Genomic DNA, 24,729 nt, shown 5'->3' on the forward strand with positions numbered 1-24,729 from the left:
AAATATGATCAAATTAGTCGCCATAGATTTAGATGGCACATTATTGAACGAAGAAAAACGTATTTCTGACAGAAACAAAGAAGCACTAAGAAAAGCCAAAGAACAAGGCGTGAAAATCGTCTTGTGCACTGGCCGTCCTTTAGCGGCAATGGCTCATTATTTGGAAGAATTGACACTTGTCGAAGAAGGTGATTTCAGTATCACTTTCAACGGCGGATTGGTCCAACAAAATGATACAGGTACGATCATTGAGAAAAAAGTCATGCAAGTTTCAGATATCCAAGCATTGTACGAGCTGGCTGCACAATTAGAGTTACCTTTAGATGTGTTATCTGACGGAACTGTTTTACAATTGCCGACAGCTCCTGAAAAGCAATCTTTGTATAACGTATTGAACAGCCTGCTTGACTTCCAAACAGCAGAATTAGAGATGATCACAGAAGATATGATTTTGAACAAAGCAGTTATCGCTTATGATCAATCAATTCTCGATCCAAAAATCCAAGAAATCCCAGCACATTTCCATGAGAAATATGAAATCATCAAGACAAGAAGTATGTTGCTGGAATTTATGCCTAAAGGAGTTACCAAAGCTTATGGTATTTCACTTTTAGCAGCAGATTTAGGGATCTTGCCAGAAGAAGTCATGGCGATCGGTGATGAAGAAAATGACTTGCCAATGGTCGAATATGCTGGAATGGGTGTGGCGATGGACAATGCTGTGGATGCAGTAAAAGCAGTCGCAAATTATATCACTTCAAGCAACGAAGAAGACGGCGTTGCCGAAGTTATCGAAAAATTTGTATTAGCATAGGGGGGAAAACATGGGATTTTTTGACAAAATCAAACGCGCGTTTACTGGAGAAGAAAAACCAGAAGAAACAGAGGTCCAAGTCCAGGAAAAATATGACAAAGGGCTGGAAAAAACCCGTAAAACATTCGGCGAGCGGATGAATGAACTGTTTGCAAATTTCCGAACAGTCGATGAAGACTTTTTTGAAGAATTAGAAGAAACATTGATTGGTGCAGATGTCGGTTTTGAAACAGCAATCAAAATCAGCGAAGATTTGCGCCAAGAAGTAAAATTGCGTAATGCAAAGAAACCTGCTGAGATCCAAAACGCGATCATCGAAAAATTAGTCGACCTTTATGAACAAGAAGGCATGAATGAAGTCAACGAATTAACAATCAATGAAGATGGACTAACTGTTATGTTATTTGTTGGTGTCAACGGTGTCGGAAAAACAACCAGCATCGGGAAATTAGCACATCAATACAAAACAGAAGGCAAGAAAGTCTTGTTAGCTGCTGCGGATACATTCCGAGCAGGTGCAATTGATCAATTAGTTATTTGGGGCGAACGCGCAGATGTAGAAGTCGTACGCGGCAAAGCTGGCGGCGATCCAGCAGCGGTCGTTTTTGATGCGATCACCAAAGCCAAAGCAGAACAAGCTGATATCCTTTTGGTCGATACAGCAGGACGTCTGCAAAACAAAGTCAATTTGATGAACGAATTGGACAAAATCAAGCGCGTTATCCAGCGTGAATTGCCAGAAGCACCGCAGGAAACGTTATTGGTCTTAGATGCTACAACAGGACAAAATGCCATGGTCCAAGCAAAACAATTCAAAGAAACAACTGATGTTACTGGTTTAGTGTTAACAAAATTGGATGGTACAGCAAAAGGCGGTATCGTTTTGGCCATTCGAAATGAACTTCATTTACCAGTCAAATTGGTTGGTTTAGGTGAAGGAATCGATGATCTAGAACCATTTGATCCAAATGATTTTGTCGTTGGACTCTTCAAAGGTCTGCTCCAAAAAGAAGATTAATCTGTAAACAAAAAAATAAAGACTGTTTTCCCTTTCGCAGCCGATCATTCAGCTAGCGAGATGGAAACCAGTCTTTTTGTGTTATTTAGAAGTATGGAAAAATGGATCATTCAAAGCATACTTTTCTTTTTCTAAACGAGTTTTCTGAATTTTTTCAGCAATGATTTTTTCTGCGTCAGGCGAACTGTAATCTTCAATCTTTTTGTCGACTTCAGCAAGGTTCGTCTGCAACGTTTCTAATTGTTCAAGCACATTTTGGCGATGGTTTTCCAATAATTGACGACGAGATTCAATTGAGGAGGTACCTTGCATACAGTAGTCGATGTATGTGCGGATATCTTTCAGCGGCATACCGGTATTTTTTAGACAACAAATTGTGTAAATGAAGCCTAAATCAGATTCGGTGAATTCGCGATAACCAGAATCATTTTTTGAGACAAAAGGTAAAAGACCTTGTTTGTCATAATAACGTAAAGTATATATAGAAAGATCAAAAATCTCTGATACTTCTTTAATCGTATAAGTCATAAATCTTACTCCTTTTTAGTTGCACTAGAGTATAGTCTAGGGTTTAAAGTCACTATAACGCAACTCATTATTTTTCACAAACAACAACTAAGAATAGAGGGAATACTTATGAAAAAATATATATTAGTGACTGGCGGGACGGGTTTTTTAGGGATGCAATTGATTTATGGATTGTTACAAGAAGGCTATCCAGTAAAAACAACCGTGCGATCTTTAAAAAGTAGCCAACGTGTTATCGAAACATTGAAAAAGAACGGTGCAAAAAATATAGAAAATCTAGTATTTGCTGAAGCAGATTTAACGAAAGATGATCATTGGGAAGAACTGATGGCAGACTGTGAATATGTATTCAGTATGGCTTCTCCTGTATTTTTCGGAGAACCAGAAAATGAAGATGAATTGATTCGCCCAGCAAAAGAAGGGATCATTCGTATATTAAAAGCAGCTAGCCATTCCAATATAAGACGCGTAGTGATGACTTCAAATTTTGGCGCAATCGGCTTTAGCAATAAAAACCACCAAAAGATAACGACAGAAGCAGATTGGACGGATGAAAATGAAGCTGGCTTATCGATCTATGAAAAATCAAAATTATTAGCGGAAAAAGCAGCATGGGCGTTTGTAAAACAAGAAAAACCCTCTTTTGAATTTACAACAGTGAACCCTGTCGCCATTTATGGTCCTTCTTTAGATGAACATTTTTCTGGCAGTTTCAGCCTTCTGACAGGTTTGTTTGATGGAACATTCAAACGAATTCCACCGCTTCCATTGAATGTTATAGATGTTCGAGATGTCGTTTCTTTGCATATTCGCAGTATGTTTGTACCAGAAGCCGCAGGAGAACGTTTCATTGCTTCTGCTGATGGGCAAATTTCTTTAGTTGAAATCGCAGAACTAATCCAAAAAAAACGCCCAGAAATTGCTGGCAAACTGTCACTAAAACAGTTACCGCGTTGGACGGTGAATATAGGTGCATTATTCAATCAAAGAGCAAAAGAAGGAAAACTATTAATGGAAATCAATCGTGACATCAGCAATGAGAAAGCAAAACAACTCTTAGGCTGGAAGCCAACCAAAACAAATGAAGAAGCTGTGCTGGCTGGAATCGACAGCATGATAAAATATAAAGGAAAAGAATGGTTTACCAAATAACTATTTAAATAACAGTGGAAAAATCTTTTGATAAAGCTGTGCTTCATTTATGAAAGCAATAACAATCAGCAACCTTTTTTTTCTTCCTCATTTCTACTATAATGACAATGACACCAAGTGGAGGAAATCAAAATGAACATAAATGAATTATTGCAGCATCCAAGCGTACTTCCTTACATCGAACAAGCTCGTTTTGGTATTGAACGTGAAGGACAGCGCGTGACTTTGTCAGGGAATTTAGCACAAACAGAACATCCAGATGTTTTAGGCGATCGCTCCTATCATCCATATATACAAACTGATTTCAGCGAAACACAGTTAGAAGTAATCACGCCAGTAACAGAATCAATCGACGAACTGTTCAAATATTTGGAAGCAATCCATGATGTAGCTGCTCGTTCGATTCCAGAAGATGAATTGATTTGGCCTTTGAGTATGCCGCCTGCTTTACCAGAAAAAGACGAAGATATCCTTATTGCCAAGTTATCGACTTTTGAAGATGTTTTATATCGACGTTATTTAGCAAAAGAATATGGTAAAAGAAAACAAATGGTCAGCGGTATCCATTTCAACTTTGAATTTGGCGATGATTTATTAAAACAATTGTTTAACCTGCAAACAGAGCAAACAGATTTCGCAGATTTCAAGACGGATCTATATATGAAAGTCGGTCGAAACTTTTTGCGTTATCGCTGGTTATTGACTTATTTGTATGGCGCATCGCCTGTCAGCGAAGCGAATTACTTTGTTGATGAGGAAATGCCTCAAGAACCTGTTCGAAGTATCCGAAACAGCAGCTACGGTTACAGAAATCGACCAAATGTAAAAGTTTCTTATCGTTCAATGGAAAGATATCTTGCAGATATTGAACGCATGGTAGACGAAGGAAAACTTTCTGAAGACAAAGAGTTCTATGCCCCTGTACGTTTTAGAGGCGGCAAAAAAGTAGCAGATTTAGCAAAAACAGGTGTCCGTTATATCGAATTACGAAATATTGACTTAAATCCCTACGACCGCTTAGGGATCACGAAAAACGAAGTACGTTTCTTGCAATTATTCCTCTTACTGATGTTATGGACAGAAGAAAAAGAGGCTGCTGATGAATGGGTCGCAGCAGGAAACCACTGGAATGATGAAACAGCATTAGAAAATCCATTAGCAAAAACAGCACAATATGAAGAAGGGCTTGCACTTTTAGCTGAAATGAAAGAAATGCTGACAGCGTTAGGTTTAGTTCAAGAAATCGAACTTGTGGACCAAATGAAACGTTGGCTAGAGGAGCCAGAACTTACGCTTGCAGCACGTTTGTATCAAGAAAGCCAAGCTAGCAGCCAGCATGAGTTAGCAATGGCACTTGGTCAGGAATATTACCAAGAAAGTCATGAACGCCCTTATCAATTAGCTGGTTTCAGAGAAATGGAATTGTCTACGCAAATCATGTTATTTGATGCTATCCAAAAAGGAATCGAAGTCACTGTTTTGGACGAACAAGATCAATTTGTTCGTTTACAATTCAAAGATCATATCGAATATGTAAAAAATGCGAATATGACAAGCAAAGATCAATATATCGTACCGTTGATCATGGAAAATAAAATCGTGACAAAAAAAGTGCTGGAAAAAGCAGGTTTCCGTGTGCCAAAAGGGGCTGAATTCACATCGATGGAAGAAGCTTTGAGGGCTTATCCTCGTTTTGAAAAACAAGCGTTTGTTGTCAAACCAAAATCAACGAATTATGGTTTAGGAATCACGATTTTTAAAGAAGGCGCGGCATTTGACGATTATCGTACAGGGCTGAAACTTGCTTTTGATGAAGATTCTGCTGTACTTGTTGAAGAATTTCTTCCAGGGACAGAATACCGATTCTTTGTCATTGATGGGAAAACAAAAGCCATCTTGTTGCGTATTCCTGCAAATGTGGTGGGTGACGGCATCCATACAGTTGAAGAATTAGTCAATGACAAAAATCAAGATCCATTAAGAGGAACCAATCACCGATCACCTTTGGAATTGATCCAGTTAGGAGAACTTGAACAATTGATGCTCAAAGAACAAGGCTTGGCGACAACTTCGATTCCTGAAAAAGAACAAATCGTTTATCTGAGAGAAAACTCTAATATCAGTACTGGCGGCGATTCAATCGATGTAACAGATGAATTTTCAGAAGCTTACAAAGAAATCGCAGAAAAAGCTGTCATAGCGTTAGGAGCAAAAATCAGCGGAATCGACTTGATTATTCCTGACAAAGAAGTTGACCCATCCACAACACCTGAAGCTTATGGCATCATTGAAGCAAACTTCAATCCAGCAATGCACATGCATGTCTATCCTTTTGCAGGAAAAAGCAGAAGATTGACGCAAGATGTCTTGCACCTTTTATATCCAGAAGTAATGTAAAAAAACACCGTGAAAAAGCTATTTTCACGGTGTTTTTCTTGTGTCAATCTTCTTTCAACATATTCAATTGGATAGTAGAGACCAGCAAATAATAAAAGATGCTGCAGATCAAAAAAATCAAAAAACTGAATAGCATTGGATGAAAAGGCGTGAAATCAAGCGAATGCTTTGGCATACCAATAACGTATTTTCCAATATCAAGTAATTTCAACCATGTATCTGTGTTCAATTGCTGGAAGGCAATGACAAGAAGAGAAGGAATAAAAATCAATAATCCCATAAAAATCATTTTTTGTGTCTTAGTAATAACACTAAATAATGTACCAAGCAATAAGAAAATCGAAGAAAAGGCAATCATGATAATCATACCTAAAACAAACACAATCACGGAATTACTTAAATCAGAATGGAAATGATGGCCGTAAATTTTGGTGAAATCATCGATCACATGGATAAATGGTAATTTTGATGTAAGATACTGAAAAAAATCAGAAACCAGCAGTAAAGAAAAGCTGCCTAAAACAATCGTGATAATTGAAGAGATAAACATTGTTTTCCTTGAAACACCATTTTGAAATAGAAATTTCAAACCTTTAGAAGTAACAAACAATGTTGCGATTCCGCTATAAATAAAAGCAGAAATGAGTGGATTTCCAATCGGTATCGGTGCATTTGCACTTATTGCGAAAACGCCGGGTAAAACAATCGAAAAGAACAGCCAATACAAGAAAAAGATTCCCAACAGACGATAATAATTGGCTAAACGATACTTTGTCGCAGCTTGAATACGCATTATAATTCACTCTCTTCTTTCGTTAAATTGATAAACAATTTTTGCAGATCCATAGGTTCGATCATGATTTCTTCCGGCAAAATTGTTCTGTCTATAACATCTAAAGTATAAGCAGTCATGTGATTGCCAAGTGAATCAGTACCGATGATCTGATAAGGTTTAATGAACGTTTCTACCGCAAATTTTTCACCTGAGATCGTGCTGGCTCTAGAAAGGATTTCTTCTGTCGATGCATTCAAGATGATCTCACCATTTTTTATCAAGATGATTTTCTCAAGCAAGTTTGCGATTTCTTCAATCAAGTGGGTAGAAATAACGAATGTTCTGGGACGATCCATATAAGCAGCAATCAATTCTTTATAAAAAAGATCACGATGTGTTGCATCCAAACCTAACACTGGCTCGTCTAAGAAAATAAAACGGCAAGGCACGCACAAAGCGACGATCAATTTAGCGATTGAACGATAGCCCGTTGAAAGTTTGCCAAATTTTTTAGTAGTATCTAATTTAAATTTTGCTGCAAGCTGGTTTGCTAATCCAAAATCAAAATCGCCATAAAATTCTTCTGTCCATTTGAAGATATTTTTGATTTTCATCTGTTCAGGATACAAATCGTTTTCACTTGTCAGAAAGAAATGACGTTGGATTTTTTCATTGTCAAGATTGGTTTCATTTTGAAAAAGACATTCGCCAGTATCAGAAAAAATACGGTTATTGATGATATTCAATAATGTACTCTTTCCAGCGCCATTTCGACCTAGCAGACCATAAATGGTATTTTCTTCAAAGATAAGATTGATATTTTTTAGCACTTGGTTCTTTTTATATGTTTTAGAGACATTTGATAACTCAATCGACATTTTTGTACCCTCTTTCTATCAAATAAATCACGTCGTTTTTTGTAAGTCCGATTTTTTTAGCATCTGAAATCAGTGCTTCAATCTGATCAGCAAAAAAGGCTTCTTTTTTTTCGGCTTTTATTTTTTCTAAAGCCCCATAAGCAACAAACATACCTATTCCTCGTTTTTTTTCTAAAATATTTTCAGATACTAAAAGGTTCATTCCTTTCAATACAGTTGCAGGATTCATATTGAAATTTTTTGAGATCTCTGTCGTAGAAGGAACTTGCTGCCCTTCAGGAAAGCTGCCAATGAGAACAGCTTCTTTGATTTGGTCTGCAACTTGGATGTATAAAGGGATATTGCTCGAGTAATTAAATTCCATGGTCTTCCAACTTTCTTTTTGCACATGTGGTTAGTTAGTTGTGTAACTAAGTATATGACTAAAAAATAATTTGTCAATCTTTATTTCAAAAAAAAGGAGAGAAGAGTGACAAAGGGGAAAAAATTTTGAGATAAAGAAACCGCCCTGCAATGAATCTTGTTCATCGCAAGGCGGGCTTAGTTTAATGGAAAAGTTTACTCCAAAAACTTTCTTTTTTATCTTCTGTTTGCTCAGGCTCTTCTTGTTGAGTTGCCGTTTTTGGATATTTTTCCTCAATATCGATCACAGGTTCATTGACGGCTTCTTTAGCGGTCAGTAATAAACCAAAACTTTCAGGCTCAGCTGTGACAAAGTCGTTGATCACAGTAAAATGAGCTTTTTTCTGTGTAGCCAATTGAATATACGTGCTTTGCAGCGATTCTGGCATTGCACCATTCAGCAAAATAGAAGCATCAGGGTATCTGTCTAGTTCATCTAACAAATGCGACTGATTTTCTGGCTTTTTCATTTCAGAAATAGTCATACTCAGATAACATCTTTCTCTAAAGGTTCCCATGTATTTATGCTGTTCGTCAGGATTTACTAACGGGCTGCCATAACGACCTTTGTCCAAATGTTTTTTTACTTCATCTTGTGACAAGAAAATACCTCCCTCGGCTTTGTCGTGCATCCATTATATCACAGAAAAAAATAAGTTTGAAAAGATAAAAAAGCGGTTGCTTTTGCTCAATTCTTCACTTAGAATTAAATAAGAATGAAAATCATTCTCAATTAGACGAGGAGATTTTAAATGCGTTATTTTAGATTAATCGTTACTTTGATTTTTTTGAGTATTGTCTCGCTTTTGATTGGTGTTTCTCGTATCCAATTAAGCGATATCTTTGATTTAAGCAGCCAAACGGGACAATTGCTGCTTGTCACGCGCATACCGAGAACGGCAAGTTTGCTTCTTTCAGGAGCGATGATGAGTATTTGCGGATTGATCATGCAGCATATCACCCAGAATCGGTTTGTTTCGCCAACAACAGCAGGTACAATCGACAGCGCACGCCTTGGTATTTTAAGTGTCATGCTTTTTCTGCCGAACGTGGCAATCAGTGTTCGCTTTCTGACGGCGTTTCTCTTTGCTTTTGCCGGAACATTTTTATTTTTAGGTCTAACTCGTTTATTACCGAAAAGCAATCAGATGATGCTGCCGCTGGTAGGGGTCATGTTTGGGAACATCTTGGGATCGGTCGCTTCTTTTTTTGCTTATCAATATCAGCTGGTCCAGAATATGTCTTCTTGGCTTCAAGGAAACTTTGCTACAGTGATGCGAGGAAGTTACGAATTGCTGTATCTGACAGTGCCGTTATTCATCATTATCACTTTTTTTGCTTATCATTTTACGATTTTAGGTCTGGGAGAATCCTTTGCGGTGAATCTCGGGTTAGATTACCAAAAGATGCAGCTGTTAGGTATTGGACTAGTTTCGATGGCAAGTGCTGTTGTTTTGATCATGGTGGGTACCATTCCTTTTTTAGGTGTGATCATTCCCAATATCATCGCTCGGGTTTATGGCGATCATGTACAAGGAACGCTGGGATTAACGGCTTTTTGGGGAAGTATTTTTCTTATCAGCTGCGATATAGTAGCTCGGATTGTTATTTTTCCTTATGAGATTCCTGTGAGTGTGATCGTAGGGATCGTTGGCGGTTTAGTATTTATTTATCTGCTGACAAGGAGGAAGAAACTTGCGTAATAAAAAAACGTATTTATTTCTTATCCTAACAATAGCAGCGACAGCTTTCTGTGTTTTGTATTTAACTTTTCAAACGTATGGCAACTGGCAATTTGCTTGGCAGATTCGAAGCAGACGGGTAGCGGCTTTCGTGCTGACTGCACTGGCAGTGAGCGGTTCAACAATTAGTTTCCAGACTGTGACGAGAAATCAATTTTTAACGCCTTCGATTTTAGGAATGGATTCTCTTTATATCTTGATCCAAACACTTTTGTTTTTTGTCGTTGGCGGAATCACTATGCTACAGCAAACAAGTATTGCGTTTTTTTTCGGTAATATTTTCTTGATGACTGGATTTAGTTTATTACTCTTTTCTTTTTTGCTGAAGAAAGAACAAGGAAACTTGTTTTTATTGTTAATGATTGGGATGATTTTAGGAACTTTATTCAGCAGTATCAGTACTTTTCTGCAAGTCATCATGGATCCAAATGAGTACGATCTTTTGCAAGGACGGCTTTTCGCTAGTTTTGGCAATATTCCGATCCAGTACTTGCTTCCTGGGGCAATTCTAATTGCAGGTTGCTGGTTTGTATTATTTAAATTCCATCGTTATTTAGATGTTCTTCATCTAGGCAGAGAACAAGCTGTAAATTTAGGTGTAGATGTGGATCGGCTGCAGTTTTTGATTCTTTGTTGTGTAAGTATTATGACAGGCAGTGCAACTGCGCTTGTAGGACCAATAACATTTTTAGGCTTTATTGCTGCCAATGTGAGTTATCGATTGTTTGCATCTCACAGACACAAAGAATTATTTTTTGGCAGTTTTTTGATTGCAGTTATTTTTTTAATAGGCGGACAGTTTTTCGTGGAACATGTCTTTGGCTGGCGAACGACAGTGAGTGTAGTGGTTGAATTTGTCGGCGGCGTGTACTTTGTTGGAAAGCTGCTTCGAGAAAGGAAAACAGTACAGTGATCGATTTAAGAAATGTAACCAAAAGTTATCAAGACAAGTGTGTTGTCAATAATGTAAAAGTTCAGATACCTGATCAAAAATTAACAGCTTTTATTGGTCCGAATGGCGCAGGAAAATCAACTGTCTTATCAATGGTTAGCCGATTGCTGCCTAATGATGCTGGTGAAATCTACTTAGATCACAATGAAGTGAAATCTTGGAAATCACAAGAATTGGCAAAACGTTTATCGATTTTAAGACAGGCAAATAGTACAAATCTGCAACTAACTGTTAGAGAATTAGTAGAATTTGGTCGTTTTCCTTATACAAAAGGACGTTTGAAAAAAGAAGACCATAAGTTAGTGGATAAAGCACTTTCTTATTTGGGTCTAGAAAACTTAGCAGAACAAATCATCACTTCATTATCTGGCGGTCAACTTCAACGTGCCTATATTGCGATGATTTTAGCGCAAGATACGAAATATATCTTACTGGATGAACCTTTAAATAATCTTGACATGAATTATGCTGTTCAGATTATGAAGATTTTACGCAATATGGTATCTGAATTAGGAAAAACGATTGTGATTGTTCTCCATGATATCAATTTTGCTTCAAGTTATGCAGATGAGATTATCGCAATGAAAAATGGCGAATTATTTGTTCAAGGGCCGACGAGTGAAGTCATCCAGTCGGAGGTACTGAATCGTTTATATGGAATGGACATTCGAATCTGCGAAATCGAAGGACGCAGGTTTTGCATGTATTTTTAAATAAAATTTGGAGGAATAAGATGAAAAAACTTGTTTTAAGTGTAGCATTGTTATTTTTTTCAATTGGATTAGCAGGATGCGGATCAACAAATAACGCAGATGAAGCTAGCTCAAGCAGCGAAGCAAAAGATACGACGATTACTGTAAAAGACAGCAACGGAGAAGTAGAAGTAACAAAAAATCCAGAAAAAGTGGTTGTTTTCGATAATGGATCCCTTGATACGTTGGACGCGCTAGGTGTGGGAGACAAGGTCGTAGGCGCAGCCACAGCGAGTTTGCCTACATACCTTGAAAAGTATAAAGATGTTGAATCTGCAGGCGGCATAAAAGAACCGGATTTAGAGAAAATCAACCAAATGCAGCCAGATTTAATCGTGATTTCTGGTCGCCAAAGAGAATATCAAGAAGACTTGAACAAAATTGCTCCAACGTTATTCTTATCTGTAGATGCTGAAAAACCTTGGGAATCTATCCAGCAAAATGTAACGACATTGGGAGAAATCTTTGGTAAAGAATCTGAAGCTAAAGAAAAACTTTCTGAGCTGTCGGAAAGTATTGACGAAACAAAAGAAAAAACAAGTAATTTAGATAAAAAAGCACTAGTTGTCCTTGTAAATGAAGGTCAGCTTTCAGCTTACGGATCAGGCTCACGATTCGGATTGATCCACGATTTGTTTGGGTTCAAACAAGCAGACGACCAAATCGAAGCATCAACTCATGGGCAAAGTGTTTCTTACGAATATGTACATGAAAAAAATCCAGATATTTTATTTGTCATCGATCGTACCAAAGCCATTGGCGGCGATGACAGTAAAGATGATCTTTCTCAAAATGAATTGATCCAACAAACCAATGCAGGAAAAGAAGGCAAAGTCATCAATTTAGAACCCGATGTTTGGTATTTGAGCGGCGGAGGATTGGAATCAATGGAGCGAATGCTTGATGAGGTCAACGCGGCTTTTGAATAAACTATTTTTTAAGATAATATATTTTAAAAAGTAAACATAAAAAAAACGCAGAGTGCTCTGCGTTTTTTGTTTTTTAGAAATAAAAATCACCAATAGCCAGTCGGTATTTTTATCTTTTTTCGTTATTTTTAGGTATTTTGGTTGTTGTTTTTGGAAAGTCAGATTTTAGTATAAATTCATTGTCCACTTCATAAGGATCGATTCGAGCAGGTTCATCGAGTAAAAATGTTTTGAGCCATTTGATAAACATAGGTCACGCCTCCTTTTCTAAAGGATAACGCCGCTAGCTTAATCAAAGCTTAAATCGATAATGTTTTTATTTATTACATAAGTTTACCTCGCTGCTGCTCGGAGTTAAACGGTTCACTCACGACCTCTAATAAACGGTGTTCAAACGATTACTTCTGCGGAAATAAGTCCAAAAAAACATAAATGTGAGAAGCCATTTCTGTTTTTTCCGTTCTTATTTCTTGAAGCAAACCATCGTTTTCACGACCTCCACCCAAACGGTGTTCATGAACCAACTCCTTCGGCATTAATTCAAAATTTCGCAAAATATGAAAAGCTATTTTACGAAATTCTTCTTTAATGCTCGGAGCTAAACGGTTCATTCACGACCTCTACCCATGAAATTCCGCCAATGGTCGATAATTAAGGATATTCATTTTACGATAGAATTCAGCAGGAAGCTGGCTCCAACGTTTCAATAGCTGATAGAAATAATTTTCTTCTGCTTTGATTTTATATTCGCATAAGATCAAACCAAATGAATTTTTGGGATTTTTTACTTGTTTTTTGTAAAAGTCGAGGGCTTTTTCTTTGTCTTCATCAACGAAAAGCGTTTTGACTTCGATATAGGAACCCTCGATATTTTGTGTTTTTTCTATAAAATAAATGTTTTTTGTATACTCACGCATAGCGGTTCCTCCTAAATGGTAATGTTCAAGTTGATAATCTTACTATAACGGATAGTTGTTAATAAACTGTGAACAAAGATTTACACTTTTCTTGCTCATTATTAAAAGGATATAAATATTTGTACTGATTAAGGCGGATTTAAGGAATTTCTTGCTTTCATCCTATAAGTCCGCTAGAGTAAATAAAAAAAGAGGTGGAGCATATGGAAAATACAACGAATCGAAACCTAGTTTTTGCGCAAAATCAACAGATTGAAACAGAGCGGCTATTGCTTCGTCCAGTAGTTTTGACAGATGCGGCTGACATGTATGAATACGCAAATGATGAAGAGACGACACGCTTTGTTTTTCCGCAACATCAAAATTTTGAAGAGACAGAATATAGTATTGCGAATTATTTCATGAATGCTCCACTGGGTAAGTATGCTATTGAGTTAAAAGAAACCGGGAAAATGATTGGAACAATCGATTTGCGTATCGAGGAATCGACGGATATTGCTGAAATAGGGTATGTTCTAAACAAGAAGTACTGGGGCAAAGGATTGGTTGCTGAAGCAGGTCAATCAATGCTTACACTTGGTTTTACAAAATTGGATCTCGTGCGGATCTTTGCCTACCATGATCTCAATAATCCAAATTCAGGAAGAGTGATGGAAAAGCTGCATATGAAAAAAGAAGGCATTATACCGGATGCAAGACGTTGGAAAGGCGAAGTGGTTTCTGTAGTGATGCGTGGAATCACACAAAAGGAATGGCAGGAAATTTATCAATGAAGAACCATGCAAAACAGGATGGTTGCCAATAATCTGTAAAGCGGCTAATCTAAGGGTGAGGTGAGAACGATGAAATTAGAAATAACAAAAGAAGCGCAAGAACTATTGGAAAAGAAAATCCAACCTGATGAACAATTGATCTTAGATATTGAAGACGGTGATGGACCATTTGCAGAATCAATGGTTACGTGCCAGCTTGATACAGCTTTTCGTTTGCTTCTTGTCAAGAAAGACACAACGGCTGATTTACATTTGTATTCTGAAACAGCAGACACAGTGTTAGGACCCGTGCGAATGAAAAAAAGTGCAGAAATGTATTTAGACGATCCAACGATTCTTGACTTGGAACCAAATTACAAAAGCTTGCGTTTGAAAGGAAACGGCGGCTTGCTGAAAAACAATCTGCAAGTGGTGAGAAAGTAGTAAGAAAATGGGAAAATTAGCGGTTATCAGCGACTTGCATGTAGACATCAATAAATTCGATGAAAAAGAATTGACGATGCTCTTGGAAGTCCTGAAAGAAAAAAATGTAACACGGCTTCACTTAGCAGGAGATATTGCCAATAAAATCGAAACCTGTCTGGCAGTTCTTGATTTCTTTACTGACAGAGGATTAAAAACAACTTTTAATTTTGGCAATCATGAATTAGCAGATGTAACTGGCGAAGCAATGATGAATCATTTTCCAGATACTCGATTTTTGAATGAACGATACATTCCTTTGAATGATCACACTGTGTTGTTGGGGATCAATGGTTGGTATGACTATCGTTATTCTGAACTGAAAGATCCGGAAAAAATCCGCAGAATGAAACAGCTGTACTGGTATGACCGATATATCCAGCGGGCTGGTGATGATTTAGAGATTAATCAGCAAGTACTTGATTCAGCAAAAGTGATTTTAGACGATTTGGCAAAGAAAGAATACCAAGTGATTTTAGCGACACATTTTGTTCCAAAAGAATCTTTTATCATCCATCAATCGGAGCCCTATGAGCGTTGGAATAAGTTAAATGCTTTTTTAGGATCAGCATCGTTTGGGGAGCTTTTGGATCAATATCCAAATATCAAACAGGTCGTTTTCGGGCATACGCATCGACGTTTTTTAGATCAAAAATTCCAAGAAACGATTTATAGCTGCCGTCCATTTGGCTATTATTACGAGTGGCGTTTGACAAGAGATTTTGTATTGAAAGAAAAAATTGCCGAAAGTTATCAGCCAATGAAATTGCGCGTGCTTTTACGTGCCCATCATCCTGCTTTTCAAGCATATCAGGAAAAGCATCTGAAAAAGGAATTCGAGGAAGCTTTGACGATCATCGATTTTTAGCTGCAAACGAACAATTTTGTTCGTTTGTTTTGTAAAATTGTAATGTTTTTCGATTACTATTTAAAACACTAGAATTTATAATATGGGTAACTTAATTGAAAGAGGTACTGATATGAAAAAAATTCTTGTTGTTTTAGCAATTATCGTGGTTGGGTTTCTTGGCTACAAGTCATATAAATATTACGATGAAACTTATAATGGTGTGACCGCTTATGCGAAAGTGCCGATGGAGATTCCTAAAAAAGAAAAATACAGCTTTGATGATGGTTCAAACCCAGATAATTGGGATAAGTATACGTATGAGTTAACGCTGATTACAAAAGATGGGAAAAAATACGAAAAATCCTACGATCTAGCAGGAAACAATCCAACACCATTCGTTCCAGGCTCTTATGTACAAGCGGAAGTCAGCAAAAAAAGATTTACTAAAGGACCAAGTCAAATCGAGGAATCAAAAGTGCCAAAAGAGGTTTTGAAAGAGCTGAATAAATAACTTTTCACTAACAAACAAGCATCCGGCGATGAAAAATCGCCGGATGCTTGTTTTGTTGATGATTAATGTGATTCTTTTATAAGAAGTTCTTTTTCCAAATAAAAAAACTTGGGAAAAATCCCAAGTTTTTTAAATAGCTTAAGCCATGAATAAAGCTTTGTATAAGAATACTGCTACGATACCTGCACAGATTGGTGCTACGATTGGTACCCATGAGTAGCTCCATTGTGAAGATCCTTTATGTTTCAAAGGAAGAATCGCATGTAATAGACGTGGACCGAAGTCACGTGCTGGGTTTAGTCCTGGTCCAGTTGGTCCGCCTAGAGAAGCAACCAATGTCCAAACAAGGAAACCAAGAGCTAAGTGAGCTGTTCCAAGGTTATCTTGGAAGAAAGGTGCTTTTGTGATACCTAGTGCGCCAAAGAATAAAACGAATGAACCGAAGAATTCGTTGACGAAACCGTTGAATTTAGAACCTACACTGTTGATTGTTGAGAATGTTCCCAATACATGGTTTACATCTTCCGTTTGATCATAGTAAGGTTTATAACAAGCAACAACGATCAATTGTCCAATCATTGCCCCAACGATTTGTGCGATGATGTAAGGCGCAACTTCAGCCCATGGGAATAATCCGTTCATTGCTAATGAAATAGTGAAAGCTGGGTTGATGTGGTTTCCGCTGATACCGCCAAAAATCATTGCTGGAATCATAACACCACAGCCGTAACCAACTGCGATAAGCATCCAGTCACTACCATAACCTTTTGTACCTTTCAAATCTACGTTTGCTACTGCGCCGTTACCTAGGATGATCAACAAAGCTGTTCCTAGCATTTCCGCCGCAAGACGAGTCATTAATGAATAATCCATACGTACCCTCCAAAATTATAAAAATGCAAAAAAAAAGAACTGTCTGATATTTAAAAGCCGTGAAGCACAGTGCCGTTCTTCTTTCCAAAACATCAATAAGTGCGGTAAACAAAAATCAGATGTAAAAAGAAAGAACAGGGATCGATCCTCTTTTAAGAAAAATCAATCAATACGCTGTGATAGTCACCAACCTTTAATTATAACTATAACAAAATTTTAAAGAAATTTATCCCAAATATTGTACCTTAGAAAGAACATGTTTTGAAACTTTCTGAAAAATATTGTTAGTAGAATGAAAACTAGACATGCAAGGAGTGGATAACGTGAAATTTTTTCAAGAATTTTTTATCATTTTGTTTTTTTCTGTATTAGGAGAAGGTGTGCGTATTCTGACACATTTGCCTGTACCAGGAAGTATTTTAGGTATCCTATTTTTATTTTTAGCCTTTGAGATGAAAGTCCTGAATCCTGAAAAAATCGGGAAGACTGGGGATTTTTTATTGAATAATTTGACGATTTTGTTTGTGCCGGCTGGTGTTGGCTTGCTTGATTATTTTGGAGATATTGCTGCTATATGGCCCGTTCTGCTAGGAGCTGTCGTGGTATGTTCAATTGCTACTTTAGCAATCACTGGAAAAACAGCTGAACTAGTCGAATATATCTTGCTGCGAGTAAGAGCAAAAAAAGAAGTGGAGGAAGAAGAATTTGAATGAGTTTTTTAGCAATCCGTTATTTGGGCTTAGTTTGACATTAGGTGTATTTGTACTTTCTGATAAATTTTTACGCCGATATAAGCTCCCAATCATCAATCCGCTTGTTCTTTCGATCCTTGTGATTATTTTGTTTCTGCATTTTTCTGGCATCAGTTACTCCGATTACAATATTGGTGGCAGTTTTTTAACTATGCTGATCACACCTGCAACCGTTGCTTTAGCCATTCCGCTTTATAAAAGTTTCCACTTGCTCAAAAAACACTTTTTACCTGTAATGACCGCGATTATTGCTGGGATTGCAGCTAATTGTTTGGTAAGTGTTTTGATTGGCAGTATCTTTCTTTTGAAAAAAGATATCGTGATTTCTTTACTTCCTAAATCTGTGACGACTGCTATTTCTGTTGATTTGTCTCATTCGATGGGTGGAATCAATGCTGTCACGTTGGCTATCGTTGTCTCGACAGGGATTTTTGGTTCATTAATTGCTACTCATGTATTCAAGTTTTTCCGAATCAAGAGTCCGGTAGCAAAAGGCGTCGCACTTGGCAGTACTTCACATGCTATCGGGACAGCAAAAGCAATCGAACTTGGTGAAATCGAAGGTATTATTTCTGGACTTGCTATTTGTGTGAATGGATTGATGACGGTGATCCTTTTACCGTTGCTGTTCCAACCTTTCGCATCGCTGTTTTAGTGCGTTAAAAGCTGTTTTGTGCTACAATAATCAAAAGTTCTGGCGCAAAGGAGCATAACGATGTATTTGTCTTCTAACTATCTAAAAAATTTCGATAAAGACTTATATTACAAGATCCTTTTGCTTGAAAGCTTTGAGGATCAAAACTGGCATACAGCGATTCAGCTGGGAAATGCTGTACAATTAGATGCTCGAAGCGTGACAAAATATTTGAACGATCTGGCGAAAAGTTACCAGCTTTTCAGCAAAAAAGAAAATCCTTTATTTCTTAAAAGTCGAAAAGGGTATACTTTTTCCGAATCGCTCGATCCAATCGAGCATGAACGTTTCTTGATTTATCTCGTGCAGAATACGCTGAAATTCCAGCTTGTGCACGATATTTTTTTTGAAGATTTCCGCACGATGTATCAGTTCGCTCAAAAGCACTATATCAGTGAATCAACTGCCCATAGAAAAATCAACGAGTGGAAAAAACAATTGAGCAGCTACGGAATCACGCTGCAAAGAAAGACCTATGTGGCAACTGGCGAAGAAGAAATCATCCGGTTATATCTGCATATGACATTCTGGCAGCTGTTTCGCGGGAAAATCTGGCCTTTCAAAACGATTTCTCAAGCAGAGGTCCAACGTATGGCCGAAGAGATCATGCTTTTCTTTGATGTACGTTTCAATGAAATCAAGAAAAGAAGACTTGAATATATGCTCGGAGCATTTTTTTTGAGAAAATCTCAAAAGCATTTTGTGACTTTGACAACGAAAAAAAAGGAACTTCTGGTCAATAATCTTTTATTCAAACAATTCTGCAATGCGATGATCCCGATTTTTCCGAATTATTTTCAAGTCGAAGATGAGTTGGGCGCGTTGTTTTTGATTTTTATGACAAGAGAAGAATATTATACAAGCCCGCATATCCGAAAATTGATTTTTACGTTTCACCTCAATGCAAAAACACCGCCTTTCCAAGCATTGACATATGCGAAAAAGGCGATTTCTGACTATCAGAAAGAACTAGACTTCAAAGAGAAGCTGACACCTGAAGCAGAAAATTATCTGCTGAGCGGCCACATGTTTGCCTATCTGTTTCCTGAAGCAAAAAAAACAATTGATGGAAAAGTAGAAGAATTGAACAGCAAACAAGTTGGCAGATTGGGCGAATTGACAGGATGGCTGGAACACTTTTTTGAGGAAGCCAAACAAACAGGAAATCAAACGTTTGAAAATACTTCATTCTTGTTTCACCGTTATTTATTTGTACTGAAAACAATGAAAGTCTTTATGCCGAAATTGCCGAAAATCAAGCTCTTGCTGATGACCGATTTTTCGATTTTTGAAGAAGAACTGATCATGAAAGAAATAACAGAGTTTTTCAAAAACAGTTATCGGCTGCAGTTTTTGCCCACGGATTATCGCGGCAGAGAAGTTGACCTGCTGATGTCCACCAGCAAGGTACACGGCAAGCCATGGGCAGATTTTGACTATTTTATTGTACAGCAGTCTTTGCAGCTAGATGATTTTATCGAGCTTTCAAAGAAATTCAAGCTGATTGAGCAAGAAAAGCAGTTGAAGGACTAAAAAATAAAACGATAATGATCTAAAAACGGCTTTTTATGATAAAAGCAAAAATAACTTTTGTTTTCAAAGTAGTATTAAATTTGAAAATAAATTATTTTAGGAGGCTATCATGAAGAAAAGTATTTTTAGGTTGTTGTCGTTTTTATTCGTTTCAGCGTCGTTGGCCACTGTCGGAAATTCGTCAATTATTGTCGCTGCTGAGTCTATACAATATACGCAGGAAAATGCTGAGACCGGAATCGTTGAAACTGAGGAACAGGCTTTAAATGAATTAGCAAATTTAACTATAAATCAGCTATTAGAAATTTTAAAAGAAGAAGGTTATAATCCGTATAGTATTTTTAGTGAGGAAGAGGTACAACAGGCAAGATTTTATGAATCTATTACAGCACGCGCTGGAGCAAATAAAGTTTTCCATGTAAATAATGAAACTAGAGATGTTTACCTTAACTCCTATATAGCGACTACTTTGAAATATGTAGGGTTTGCTGCAGTTGGAAAATATGTATCGGGTTGGGCTGGAATTGCTGTAGGTGCTATTGGAGCGAATATCAACACAGGAAGAGGAATTATTGTAAGAGTAAACAAGCAACCAGGATGGAAGTGGGGCGTCAATGGTCATGTATGGGCAATCATCGGTATAAGAAGCCAATGAGAGAAAGAAGGAAGAATTAGATGGATTTTTTTAAAAGTACCCGCTTTATTTATCTAACTATTACTTTCATTTTATTTGAGATTTTGGTTCGATCTTTTCTTTGGAACGTTAATTTCTTTATCCGCATGATTTGTTTCATGTCTCTTGCTTTTTTAGTTGATTGGTTTTTTCGTTTTTTTGGTAAAAAACCTAACTAAAAAGAGTACTATTTAGTTGAATGGTCAAAAGCTGTGTTATAGATATACTCAGTCTTTTATAAAAACCAACACATGGTTGTATCCTTTTTTACTTCACTGTACAATTTAGAAATAAGTGCTGATTTTTGAAAAGGAGAGAAGAGGATGACATTTGAAGAGATTTTGCCAAAGTTGAAAAAGGGTGAAAAAGTAATTCGAGAAGGCTGGAGCGGCTTTGAGTTATATATAACATTAGTAGAGGGACAAGAATTTGACGGCTGTCCTGTCACACCTTATTTTTTGATCAAGACAAGTGATGAAGGATTTTCCAGTTTTGCACCTACTGTATGCGATATCTTAGCCGATGACTGGAAAGTTGTGGAAGCATGAAAGAAAATCAATATCCCTCTTTGGCAGGGAAAATCGTCTTTGTCACAGGAGCTGCTTCGGGAATCGGGGCTGCTCAAGCCGAAGCTTTTTTAAAACAAGGCTCTTTTGTATTTGGATTGGATAAGCAAGCAGGAACAATGGGAAACCTGAAAGAGATTTTTCCTGAAACCTTTGATTTTATGCAGGGCGATATCACAAAGACAGAAACATTGCGCTTAGCAGTCGCTGCATGTGAGAAAAAAGGAGCAATCGATATTCTTTTGAATACTGCTGGGATTCTGGATGGTTACAAAAAACTCGATGAAACTTCAGAAGAGCTTTGGGATCTGATTTATGAAACAAATGTCAAAAGTCTTTATCGTTTGACGCGCTGTATCTTGCCTTCTATGTTGGAACGAAAACAAGGAACAATCATCAATATGGCTTCAATTGCTGGCTTTGTTGCTGGTGGCGGCGGCATCGCTTATACTACGGCAAAACACGCGATTATCGGGTTTACGAAGCAATTAGCCCTAGATTATGCTGCGGAAGGAATCCAAGTGAAAGGAATCGCGCCAGGCGCAATACGAACGCCGATGAATGCGGAAGATTTTGCAGGAACAGGTGAGATGGCCGCTTGGGTAGCAGATGAAACACCTGTCAAACGATGGGCAGAACCCGAAGAAGTAGCCGAATTGACTCTTTTTCTTGCCACTCCGCAGGCAAATTATATCCAAGGAGCTGTCGTACCGATAGATGGCGGCTGGTTATTAAAATAATAAGAAAAGACGACTAAACAGACACGAGATAAAGACAGGAAACTCCTTGTTTTTGTTTCGGGTCTTTTTTGTAGTTATGTATGATATGCTAAAACAAAATTTTTTCTTTTTTTTGAAACTTTTTACATATCTTCAACGTCTTTATACTTAGAAACGGAGGCGAGTCCCATTTTTAAACGGCACAAGCGCGCAAAAATCATCAAGAAATATCAAGCGCAATTAGAAGAACTGGCAGAAAAAGAATATCCTGCGATGTACAGAGTGGCCCTTAGCTATACGCATAAACACGAAGATGCACTGGATGTGATCCAGGAGAGTTTTAAAAAGGCGCTCACATACTTTGCCAAAGCAGAAGATATCACAGATTTTCGCCCGTGGTTTTTTCGAATATTGGTCAATACAGGAAAAGATGACTGGCGCAAACGAAAACGGACACCCGAATCTAATGAATTACCTGAAGAACTTTCCATGCCGGCAATTGATCAGCTGACTATGATGGAAATAGCAGAAGTATTAGAAAAACTAGGTAGTCCAGAAAAAGAGATCTTGATCTTGAAATTTTTTGAAGGATTCACATTGAATGAAATCAGTATCATTCTCGACTTGAATACAAATACAGTAAAGACAAAAATGTATCGGGCATTAAATCAGCTGCGCACGATCATTGATGAAGGAGTGACGGAATGAATTCCCCGAAAAAAACTATTGGTATCGTCTCACAAATCTATCAAAAACAAGCACTTCCTGATTCGTTAGGCAAGGAAGTAAAAGAGCGTTTGATGAAAGAAGAACAACGATTTTCGAAAAAACAGAAAAAGAAAACAATTGCCGCCTTTACTTTGCCCATTTTTCTACCGGTCATGGCATTATATCTTTCGTTATTATTTATTCCAGGATTCCAAACATTTGCCCAAGAAATCCCTGTTTTGGGAGCCGTTGTCAAAGTAATGACTGGCGAGGTATTCAAAGACCGAACAGACCATATCAACATTGATGTTCCTGAAATCAAGGAAAAAAATAAAACAACAGAAACATTGAATAAAAAATATCTCGCAGAAGGAAAAACGCAGTATGACGAACTTGTTAAAAATCTTGGTGATGTAAAAAACGGCCATTGGGAAGCAGGCGGAACATATGAGAAACTAGTGGATGATGGACGATTCCTAGTCATCAAACGCCAGTTGACAGTAACAGCTGCCGATACGCAAGTAGAAAACAGTTTTGACACAGTGGATAAAAAAGCGAATGTGGTTTTGACTTTGCCGATGCTTTTTAAAGATGACAGTTATTTAGAAGTCATTGCAAAAGAGATCCAGACACAAATCGATGCGCAAATGAAAGAATCCGAGAACAATATCTATTGGACTGAAAAAGACGTAAAAGAAGGAGTAATCGAACCTGTTCAATTGATGAAGCCAGACCGTGATTTTTATATCAATAAGCAGCATCAATTAGTTATTTCTTTCCCAAGATTTGAAATAGCACCAGGCTATATGGGCGCGCCAGAATTTGTGATCCCAACTGAAAAAATCAAATCATTATTGGTAGATTCAACATATTTAGAATAAAAAGAGGGGCTGACCGGCGGAAGCTGATCAGCCCTTTTGGATAACTTGTTTATGTTTTTGTCCAAAATCTAGTTTAAAGTTTATAAAAATTACTATTGGGCGCTTCTTAAACTTTTACCTAATCGTGTACGGATAAGAATACCGACGTACGCAGCAGCGGCAGCTTTTAGAGCCCCGGGAATCAAGAAAGGAACAAAACCGCTGTTGAAAGCTGCTGTGTAAGAAAGGTCAGCGCTTATTTTCAACCAGACCGTACCGAAAATCAGCGTCACCACAACGCCAATCAAATTGGCGATGATGGCCCAGCGATAATTGAATCCTTTCTTTTCCATAATCCAGCCTGTTACCCAAGTATTAAAAATAAAGCCAATCAGATAACCGCCAGTTGGACCAAATAGAACGCCGATTCCGCTGCTCATTCCAGCAAAAACGGGCAGACCGATCAATCCTAAAAGCAAGTAGATAAAGACAGCAAGTGTACTATTGCGTTTTCCTAAAATCGTTGCCGCTAATCCAATTGCAAATGTTTGTCCAGTCAGTGGAATCAGACCAAGCGGAATCGTGAATTGAGATAATACAGCGATGATAGCTGCGAATTCTGCTGCTAAAATAAGTTCTTTTAATGATTTGTTCAAAAATATTCCTTCTTTCGTTAACTTTATTGTTTTTATTGGTTAACGAAATTATAGAGTAAAAAAAGAACGATGTAAAGAGGAGAACTAAAAAAGAGGATTTTTTTGACAAAAGATACAAAAAAACCGCATAGAAGCAACTTTCGAAAAAGTTGTTTCTATGCGGTTCTGCCGATTTAAAAGTTTCGAAACGAATACTTTTAAATTATAGACTTTGGTTGTAGAATTCAACGACAAGAGCTTCGTCGATTTCTGGGTACAATTCGTCACGTTCTGGTAAACGAGATAATGAACCTTCTAATTTTTCGTTGTCAAAGCTTACGAATGCTGGACGTCCAACAGTTGCTTCAACAGCTTCTTTGATTGTTGTCATGTTAGCTGATTTTTCGCGAACAGAGATCACTTGACCAACTTCAACGTGGTATGAAGGGATATCAACACGTTTGCCGTCTACTTGGATATGACCATGGTTAACTAATTGACGTGCTTGACGACGAGTAGTTGCAAGGCCTAAACGGTAAACAACGTTATCTAAGCGTTGTTCTAGTAAGATCATGAAGTTAACACCATGTTTACCTTCTTTGATTTTGCTAGCTTTTACGAAAAGATTACGGAATTGACGTTCGTTCATTCCATACATATGACGCAATTTTTGTTTTTCAGTTAATTGCATACCATATTCAGATTGTTTGCCGCGGCTGTTTGGTCCGTGTTGACCTGGTGCGTAAGGGCGGCGTGCTAATTCTTTACCTGTGCCAGATAATGAGATACCTAGGCGACGAGATACTTTCCATGATGGTCCTGTATAACGTGACATTAAAATTTCCTCCAATAAAATGTAGTTTT

31 protein-coding genes are annotated in these 24,729 nt (G+C 37.6%); 20 read left to right on the forward strand and 11 right to left on the reverse strand.

Annotated features, from left to right (window positions below; translation table 11 throughout):
- Positions 1-4: 4 nt before the first annotated feature.
- Positions 5-814, forward strand: a complete 810-nt coding sequence (locus IGI64_RS00535) for a Cof-type HAD-IIB family hydrolase (protein ID WP_429939134.1) — start codon at positions 5-7, stop codon at positions 812-814.
- Between the two features lie 10 nt (positions 815-824).
- Entirely contained in the window at positions 825-1,832 is a 1,008-nt protein-coding gene (ftsY, locus tag IGI64_RS00540) for a signal recognition particle-docking protein FtsY (RefSeq protein WP_016623821.1), read from the forward strand.
- A gap of 81 nt (positions 1,833-1,913) precedes the next feature.
- Here ftsY and IGI64_RS00545 read toward each other — a convergent pair whose 3' ends face one another.
- Entirely contained in the window at positions 1,914-2,360 is a 447-nt protein-coding gene (locus IGI64_RS00545) for a MerR family transcriptional regulator (protein WP_429939135.1), read from the reverse strand.
- A 108-nt stretch (positions 2,361-2,468) separates the two neighbouring features.
- Between IGI64_RS00545 and IGI64_RS00550 the strand changes: the two genes are divergently transcribed.
- The gene (locus IGI64_RS00550) at positions 2,469-3,512 is read left to right on the forward strand and encodes an SDR family oxidoreductase (RefSeq protein WP_429939136.1); all 1,044 of its coding nucleotides are present in this window, start codon (positions 2,469-2,471) and stop codon (positions 3,510-3,512) included.
- A gap of 132 nt (positions 3,513-3,644) precedes the next feature.
- Positions 3,645-5,909 (forward strand): bifunctional glutamate--cysteine ligase GshA/glutathione synthetase GshB, encoded by a 2,265-nt coding sequence (gene gshAB, locus IGI64_RS00555; RefSeq protein ID WP_429939137.1) that lies wholly within the window; start codon positions 3,645-3,647, stop codon positions 5,907-5,909.
- A 43-nt stretch (positions 5,910-5,952) separates the two neighbouring features.
- Here gshAB and IGI64_RS00560 read toward each other — a convergent pair whose 3' ends face one another.
- The 4 genes from IGI64_RS00560 to IGI64_RS00575 all read right to left on the reverse strand — a co-directional run bounded on the left by IGI64_RS00560 (position 5,953) and on the right by IGI64_RS00575 (position 8,566).
- On the reverse strand, positions 5,953-6,702 hold the full coding sequence (locus IGI64_RS00560; protein ID WP_429939138.1) for a hypothetical protein: 750 nt from the start codon (positions 6,700-6,702) through the stop codon (positions 5,953-5,955).
- The gene (locus tag IGI64_RS00565; RefSeq protein WP_429939139.1) at positions 6,702-7,562 is read right to left on the reverse strand and encodes an ATP-binding cassette domain-containing protein; all 861 of its coding nucleotides are present in this window, start codon (positions 7,560-7,562) and stop codon (positions 6,702-6,704) included. The genes IGI64_RS00560 and IGI64_RS00565 overlap by 1 nt, the downstream gene beginning before the upstream one ends.
- Positions 7,552-7,926: a GntR family transcriptional regulator gene (locus IGI64_RS00570; protein ID WP_429939140.1), complete on the reverse strand. Its 375-nt coding sequence runs from the start codon at positions 7,924-7,926 to the stop codon at positions 7,552-7,554. The genes IGI64_RS00565 and IGI64_RS00570 overlap by 11 nt, the downstream gene beginning before the upstream one ends.
- Positions 7,927-8,107: 181 nt before the next feature.
- Positions 8,108-8,566: a YueI family protein gene (locus IGI64_RS00575; RefSeq protein ID WP_034861746.1), complete on the reverse strand. Its 459-nt coding sequence runs from the start codon at positions 8,564-8,566 to the stop codon at positions 8,108-8,110.
- A 150-nt stretch (positions 8,567-8,716) separates the two neighbouring features.
- Here IGI64_RS00575 and IGI64_RS00580 point away from each other — a divergent pair, with 150 nt between their 5' ends.
- The 4 genes from IGI64_RS00580 to IGI64_RS00595 are packed head-to-tail and all read left to right on the forward strand — an operon-like array spanning position 8,717 to position 12,339.
- Complete coding sequence (locus IGI64_RS00580; RefSeq protein ID WP_429939141.1) at positions 8,717-9,667, forward strand: ABC transporter permease; 951 nt, start codon at positions 8,717-8,719, stop codon at positions 9,665-9,667.
- Positions 9,660-10,619: an iron chelate uptake ABC transporter family permease subunit gene (locus tag IGI64_RS00585; RefSeq protein ID WP_429939142.1), complete on the forward strand. Its 960-nt coding sequence runs from the start codon at positions 9,660-9,662 to the stop codon at positions 10,617-10,619. The genes IGI64_RS00580 and IGI64_RS00585 overlap by 8 nt, the downstream gene beginning before the upstream one ends.
- Positions 10,616-11,371, forward strand: coding sequence for an ABC transporter ATP-binding protein (locus tag IGI64_RS00590; protein ID WP_429939143.1), 756 nt, complete (start codon positions 10,616-10,618; stop codon positions 11,369-11,371). The genes IGI64_RS00585 and IGI64_RS00590 overlap by 4 nt, the downstream gene beginning before the upstream one ends.
- Positions 11,372-11,391: 20 nt before the next feature.
- Positions 11,392-12,339, forward strand: coding sequence for a siderophore ABC transporter substrate-binding protein (locus IGI64_RS00595; protein ID WP_429939144.1), 948 nt, complete (start codon positions 11,392-11,394; stop codon positions 12,337-12,339).
- A 109-nt stretch (positions 12,340-12,448) separates the two neighbouring features.
- Here IGI64_RS00595 and IGI64_RS00600 read toward each other — a convergent pair whose 3' ends face one another.
- The 3 genes from IGI64_RS00600 to IGI64_RS00610 all read right to left on the reverse strand — a co-directional run bounded on the left by IGI64_RS00600 (position 12,449) and on the right by IGI64_RS00610 (position 13,256).
- Entirely contained in the window at positions 12,449-12,589 is a 141-nt protein-coding gene (locus IGI64_RS00600) for a hypothetical protein (protein ID WP_429939145.1), read from the reverse strand.
- Between the two features lie 148 nt (positions 12,590-12,737).
- A complete protein-coding gene (locus IGI64_RS00605) occupies positions 12,738-12,950 on the reverse strand; it encodes a hypothetical protein (RefSeq protein ID WP_429939146.1) in 213 nt (70 codons plus the stop codon).
- A gap of 9 nt (positions 12,951-12,959) precedes the next feature.
- Complete coding sequence (locus IGI64_RS00610; protein ID WP_016623806.1) at positions 12,960-13,256, reverse strand: hypothetical protein; 297 nt, start codon at positions 13,254-13,256, stop codon at positions 12,960-12,962.
- 203 nt (positions 13,257-13,459) lie between these two features.
- Here IGI64_RS00610 and IGI64_RS00615 point away from each other — a divergent pair, with 203 nt between their 5' ends.
- From IGI64_RS00615 to IGI64_RS00630, 4 genes are all read left to right on the forward strand, one after another.
- Positions 13,460-14,029, forward strand: a complete 570-nt coding sequence (locus tag IGI64_RS00615) for a GNAT family N-acetyltransferase (protein ID WP_429939147.1) — start codon at positions 13,460-13,462, stop codon at positions 14,027-14,029.
- A 69-nt stretch (positions 14,030-14,098) separates the two neighbouring features.
- Entirely contained in the window at positions 14,099-14,452 is a 354-nt protein-coding gene (locus IGI64_RS00620) for an iron-sulfur cluster biosynthesis family protein (RefSeq protein ID WP_429939148.1), read from the forward strand.
- A gap of 7 nt (positions 14,453-14,459) precedes the next feature.
- Positions 14,460-15,359, forward strand: a complete 900-nt coding sequence (locus tag IGI64_RS00625) for a metallophosphoesterase (protein WP_429939149.1) — start codon at positions 14,460-14,462, stop codon at positions 15,357-15,359.
- A gap of 112 nt (positions 15,360-15,471) precedes the next feature.
- Positions 15,472-15,852: a DUF1093 domain-containing protein gene (locus IGI64_RS00630; protein WP_034861739.1), complete on the forward strand. Its 381-nt coding sequence runs from the start codon at positions 15,472-15,474 to the stop codon at positions 15,850-15,852.
- Between the two features lie 138 nt (positions 15,853-15,990).
- Here the strand turns inward: IGI64_RS00630 and IGI64_RS00635 are convergent, their stop codons facing one another.
- On the reverse strand, positions 15,991-16,725 hold the full coding sequence (locus IGI64_RS00635; RefSeq protein ID WP_034861737.1) for an MIP/aquaporin family protein: 735 nt from the start codon (positions 16,723-16,725) through the stop codon (positions 15,991-15,993).
- A gap of 323 nt (positions 16,726-17,048) precedes the next feature.
- On the opposite strand from IGI64_RS00635, the gene IGI64_RS00640 reads away from it, so the two are divergent.
- The 8 genes from IGI64_RS00640 (at position 17,049) to IGI64_RS00675 (ending at position 23,251) form a co-directional block, all read left to right on the forward strand.
- A complete protein-coding gene (locus tag IGI64_RS00640) occupies positions 17,049-17,438 on the forward strand; it encodes a CidA/LrgA family protein (protein WP_034861735.1) in 390 nt (129 codons plus the stop codon).
- Positions 17,431-18,132: an LrgB family protein gene (locus IGI64_RS00645; RefSeq protein WP_016623799.1), complete on the forward strand. Its 702-nt coding sequence runs from the start codon at positions 17,431-17,433 to the stop codon at positions 18,130-18,132. The genes IGI64_RS00640 and IGI64_RS00645 overlap by 8 nt, the downstream gene beginning before the upstream one ends.
- Positions 18,133-18,192: 60 nt before the next feature.
- Positions 18,193-19,704: a helix-turn-helix domain-containing protein gene (locus IGI64_RS00650; protein ID WP_429939150.1), complete on the forward strand. Its 1,512-nt coding sequence runs from the start codon at positions 18,193-18,195 to the stop codon at positions 19,702-19,704.
- Between the two features lie 109 nt (positions 19,705-19,813).
- Positions 19,814-20,359 carry a hypothetical protein gene (locus IGI64_RS00655; protein WP_429939151.1) on the forward strand — a complete coding sequence of 182 codons (546 nt, stop codon included), beginning with the start codon at positions 19,814-19,816 and terminating at the stop codon, positions 20,357-20,359.
- Between the two features lie 341 nt (positions 20,360-20,700).
- Positions 20,701-20,925: a DUF2829 domain-containing protein gene (locus IGI64_RS00660; RefSeq protein ID WP_429939152.1), complete on the forward strand. Its 225-nt coding sequence runs from the start codon at positions 20,701-20,703 to the stop codon at positions 20,923-20,925.
- Positions 20,922-21,683 (forward strand): 3-oxoacyl-ACP reductase, encoded by a 762-nt coding sequence (locus tag IGI64_RS00665; protein WP_429939153.1) that lies wholly within the window; start codon positions 20,922-20,924, stop codon positions 21,681-21,683. Before IGI64_RS00660 ends, IGI64_RS00665 begins: the two co-directional genes overlap by 4 nt.
- Positions 21,684-21,878: 195 nt before the next feature.
- A complete protein-coding gene (locus IGI64_RS00670) occupies positions 21,879-22,370 on the forward strand; it encodes an RNA polymerase sigma factor (protein ID WP_429940732.1) in 492 nt (163 codons plus the stop codon).
- Positions 22,367-23,251: an RsiV family protein gene (locus IGI64_RS00675; protein WP_429939154.1), complete on the forward strand. Its 885-nt coding sequence runs from the start codon at positions 22,367-22,369 to the stop codon at positions 23,249-23,251. Before IGI64_RS00670 ends, IGI64_RS00675 begins: the two co-directional genes overlap by 4 nt.
- Positions 23,252-23,343: 92 nt before the next feature.
- Here the strand turns inward: IGI64_RS00675 and IGI64_RS00680 are convergent, their stop codons facing one another.
- Both IGI64_RS00680 and rpsD read right to left on the reverse strand, forming a co-directional pair.
- The gene (locus tag IGI64_RS00680; protein ID WP_429939155.1) at positions 23,344-23,886 is read right to left on the reverse strand and encodes a biotin transporter BioY; all 543 of its coding nucleotides are present in this window, start codon (positions 23,884-23,886) and stop codon (positions 23,344-23,346) included.
- A 202-nt stretch (positions 23,887-24,088) separates the two neighbouring features.
- Positions 24,089-24,700: a 30S ribosomal protein S4 gene (rpsD, locus tag IGI64_RS00685; RefSeq protein ID WP_016623791.1), complete on the reverse strand. Its 612-nt coding sequence runs from the start codon at positions 24,698-24,700 to the stop codon at positions 24,089-24,091.
- Between the last annotated feature and the right edge of the window lie 29 nt (positions 24,701-24,729).

The organism is Enterococcus sp. DIV0210g (genome assembly GCF_050559705.1).
GTDB lineage: Bacteria > Bacillota > Bacilli > Lactobacillales > Enterococcaceae > Enterococcus_B > Enterococcus_B faecalis_A.

Coding starts and splice junctions, on each gene's coding strand:
- IGI64_RS00570 (WP_429939140.1), bottom strand. CDS start 7,926: ATGGAATTTAATTACTCGAGCAATATCCCTTTATACATCCAAGTTGCA.
- IGI64_RS00550 (WP_429939136.1), top strand. CDS start 2,469: ATGAAAAAATATATATTAGTGACTGGCGGGACGGGTTTTTTAGGGATG.
- gshAB (WP_429939137.1), top strand. CDS start 3,645: ATGAACATAAATGAATTATTGCAGCATCCAAGCGTACTTCCTTACATC.
- IGI64_RS00630 (WP_034861739.1), top strand. CDS start 15,472: ATGAAAAAAATTCTTGTTGTTTTAGCAATTATCGTGGTTGGGTTTCTT.
- IGI64_RS00620 (WP_429939148.1), top strand. CDS start 14,099: ATGAAATTAGAAATAACAAAAGAAGCGCAAGAACTATTGGAAAAGAAA.
- IGI64_RS00650 (WP_429939150.1), top strand. CDS start 18,193: ATGTATTTGTCTTCTAACTATCTAAAAAATTTCGATAAAGACTTATAT.
- IGI64_RS00545 (WP_429939135.1), bottom strand. CDS start 2,360: ATGACTTATACGATTAAAGAAGTATCAGAGATTTTTGATCTTTCTATA.
- IGI64_RS00675 (WP_429939154.1), top strand. CDS start 22,367: ATGAATTCCCCGAAAAAAACTATTGGTATCGTCTCACAAATCTATCAA.
- IGI64_RS00635 (WP_034861737.1), bottom strand. CDS start 16,725: ATGGATTATTCATTAATGACTCGTCTTGCGGCGGAAATGCTAGGAACA.
- IGI64_RS00605 (WP_429939146.1), bottom strand. CDS start 12,950: ATGAACCGTTTAGCTCCGAGCATTAAAGAAGAATTTCGTAAAATAGCT.
- IGI64_RS00600 (WP_429939145.1), bottom strand. CDS start 12,589: ATGTTTATCAAATGGCTCAAAACATTTTTACTCGATGAACCTGCTCGA.
- IGI64_RS00580 (WP_429939141.1), top strand. CDS start 8,717: ATGCGTTATTTTAGATTAATCGTTACTTTGATTTTTTTGAGTATTGTC.
- IGI64_RS00660 (WP_429939152.1), top strand. CDS start 20,701: ATGACATTTGAAGAGATTTTGCCAAAGTTGAAAAAGGGTGAAAAAGTA.
- IGI64_RS00565 (WP_429939139.1), bottom strand. CDS start 7,562: ATGTCGATTGAGTTATCAAATGTCTCTAAAACATATAAAAAGAACCAA.
- IGI64_RS00535 (WP_429939134.1), top strand. CDS start 5: ATGATCAAATTAGTCGCCATAGATTTAGATGGCACATTATTGAACGAA.
- ftsY (WP_016623821.1), top strand. CDS start 825: ATGGGATTTTTTGACAAAATCAAACGCGCGTTTACTGGAGAAGAAAAA.
- IGI64_RS00665 (WP_429939153.1), top strand. CDS start 20,922: ATGAAAGAAAATCAATATCCCTCTTTGGCAGGGAAAATCGTCTTTGTC.
- IGI64_RS00560 (WP_429939138.1), bottom strand. CDS start 6,702: ATGCGTATTCAAGCTGCGACAAAGTATCGTTTAGCCAATTATTATCGT.
- IGI64_RS00655 (WP_429939151.1), top strand. CDS start 19,814: ATGAAGAAAAGTATTTTTAGGTTGTTGTCGTTTTTATTCGTTTCAGCG.
- IGI64_RS00615 (WP_429939147.1), top strand. CDS start 13,460: ATGGAAAATACAACGAATCGAAACCTAGTTTTTGCGCAAAATCAACAG.
- IGI64_RS00595 (WP_429939144.1), top strand. CDS start 11,392: ATGAAAAAACTTGTTTTAAGTGTAGCATTGTTATTTTTTTCAATTGGA.
- rpsD (WP_016623791.1), bottom strand. CDS start 24,700: ATGTCACGTTATACAGGACCATCATGGAAAGTATCTCGTCGCCTAGGT.
- IGI64_RS00625 (WP_429939149.1), top strand. CDS start 14,460: ATGGGAAAATTAGCGGTTATCAGCGACTTGCATGTAGACATCAATAAA.
- IGI64_RS00610 (WP_016623806.1), bottom strand. CDS start 13,256: ATGCGTGAGTATACAAAAAACATTTATTTTATAGAAAAAACACAAAAT.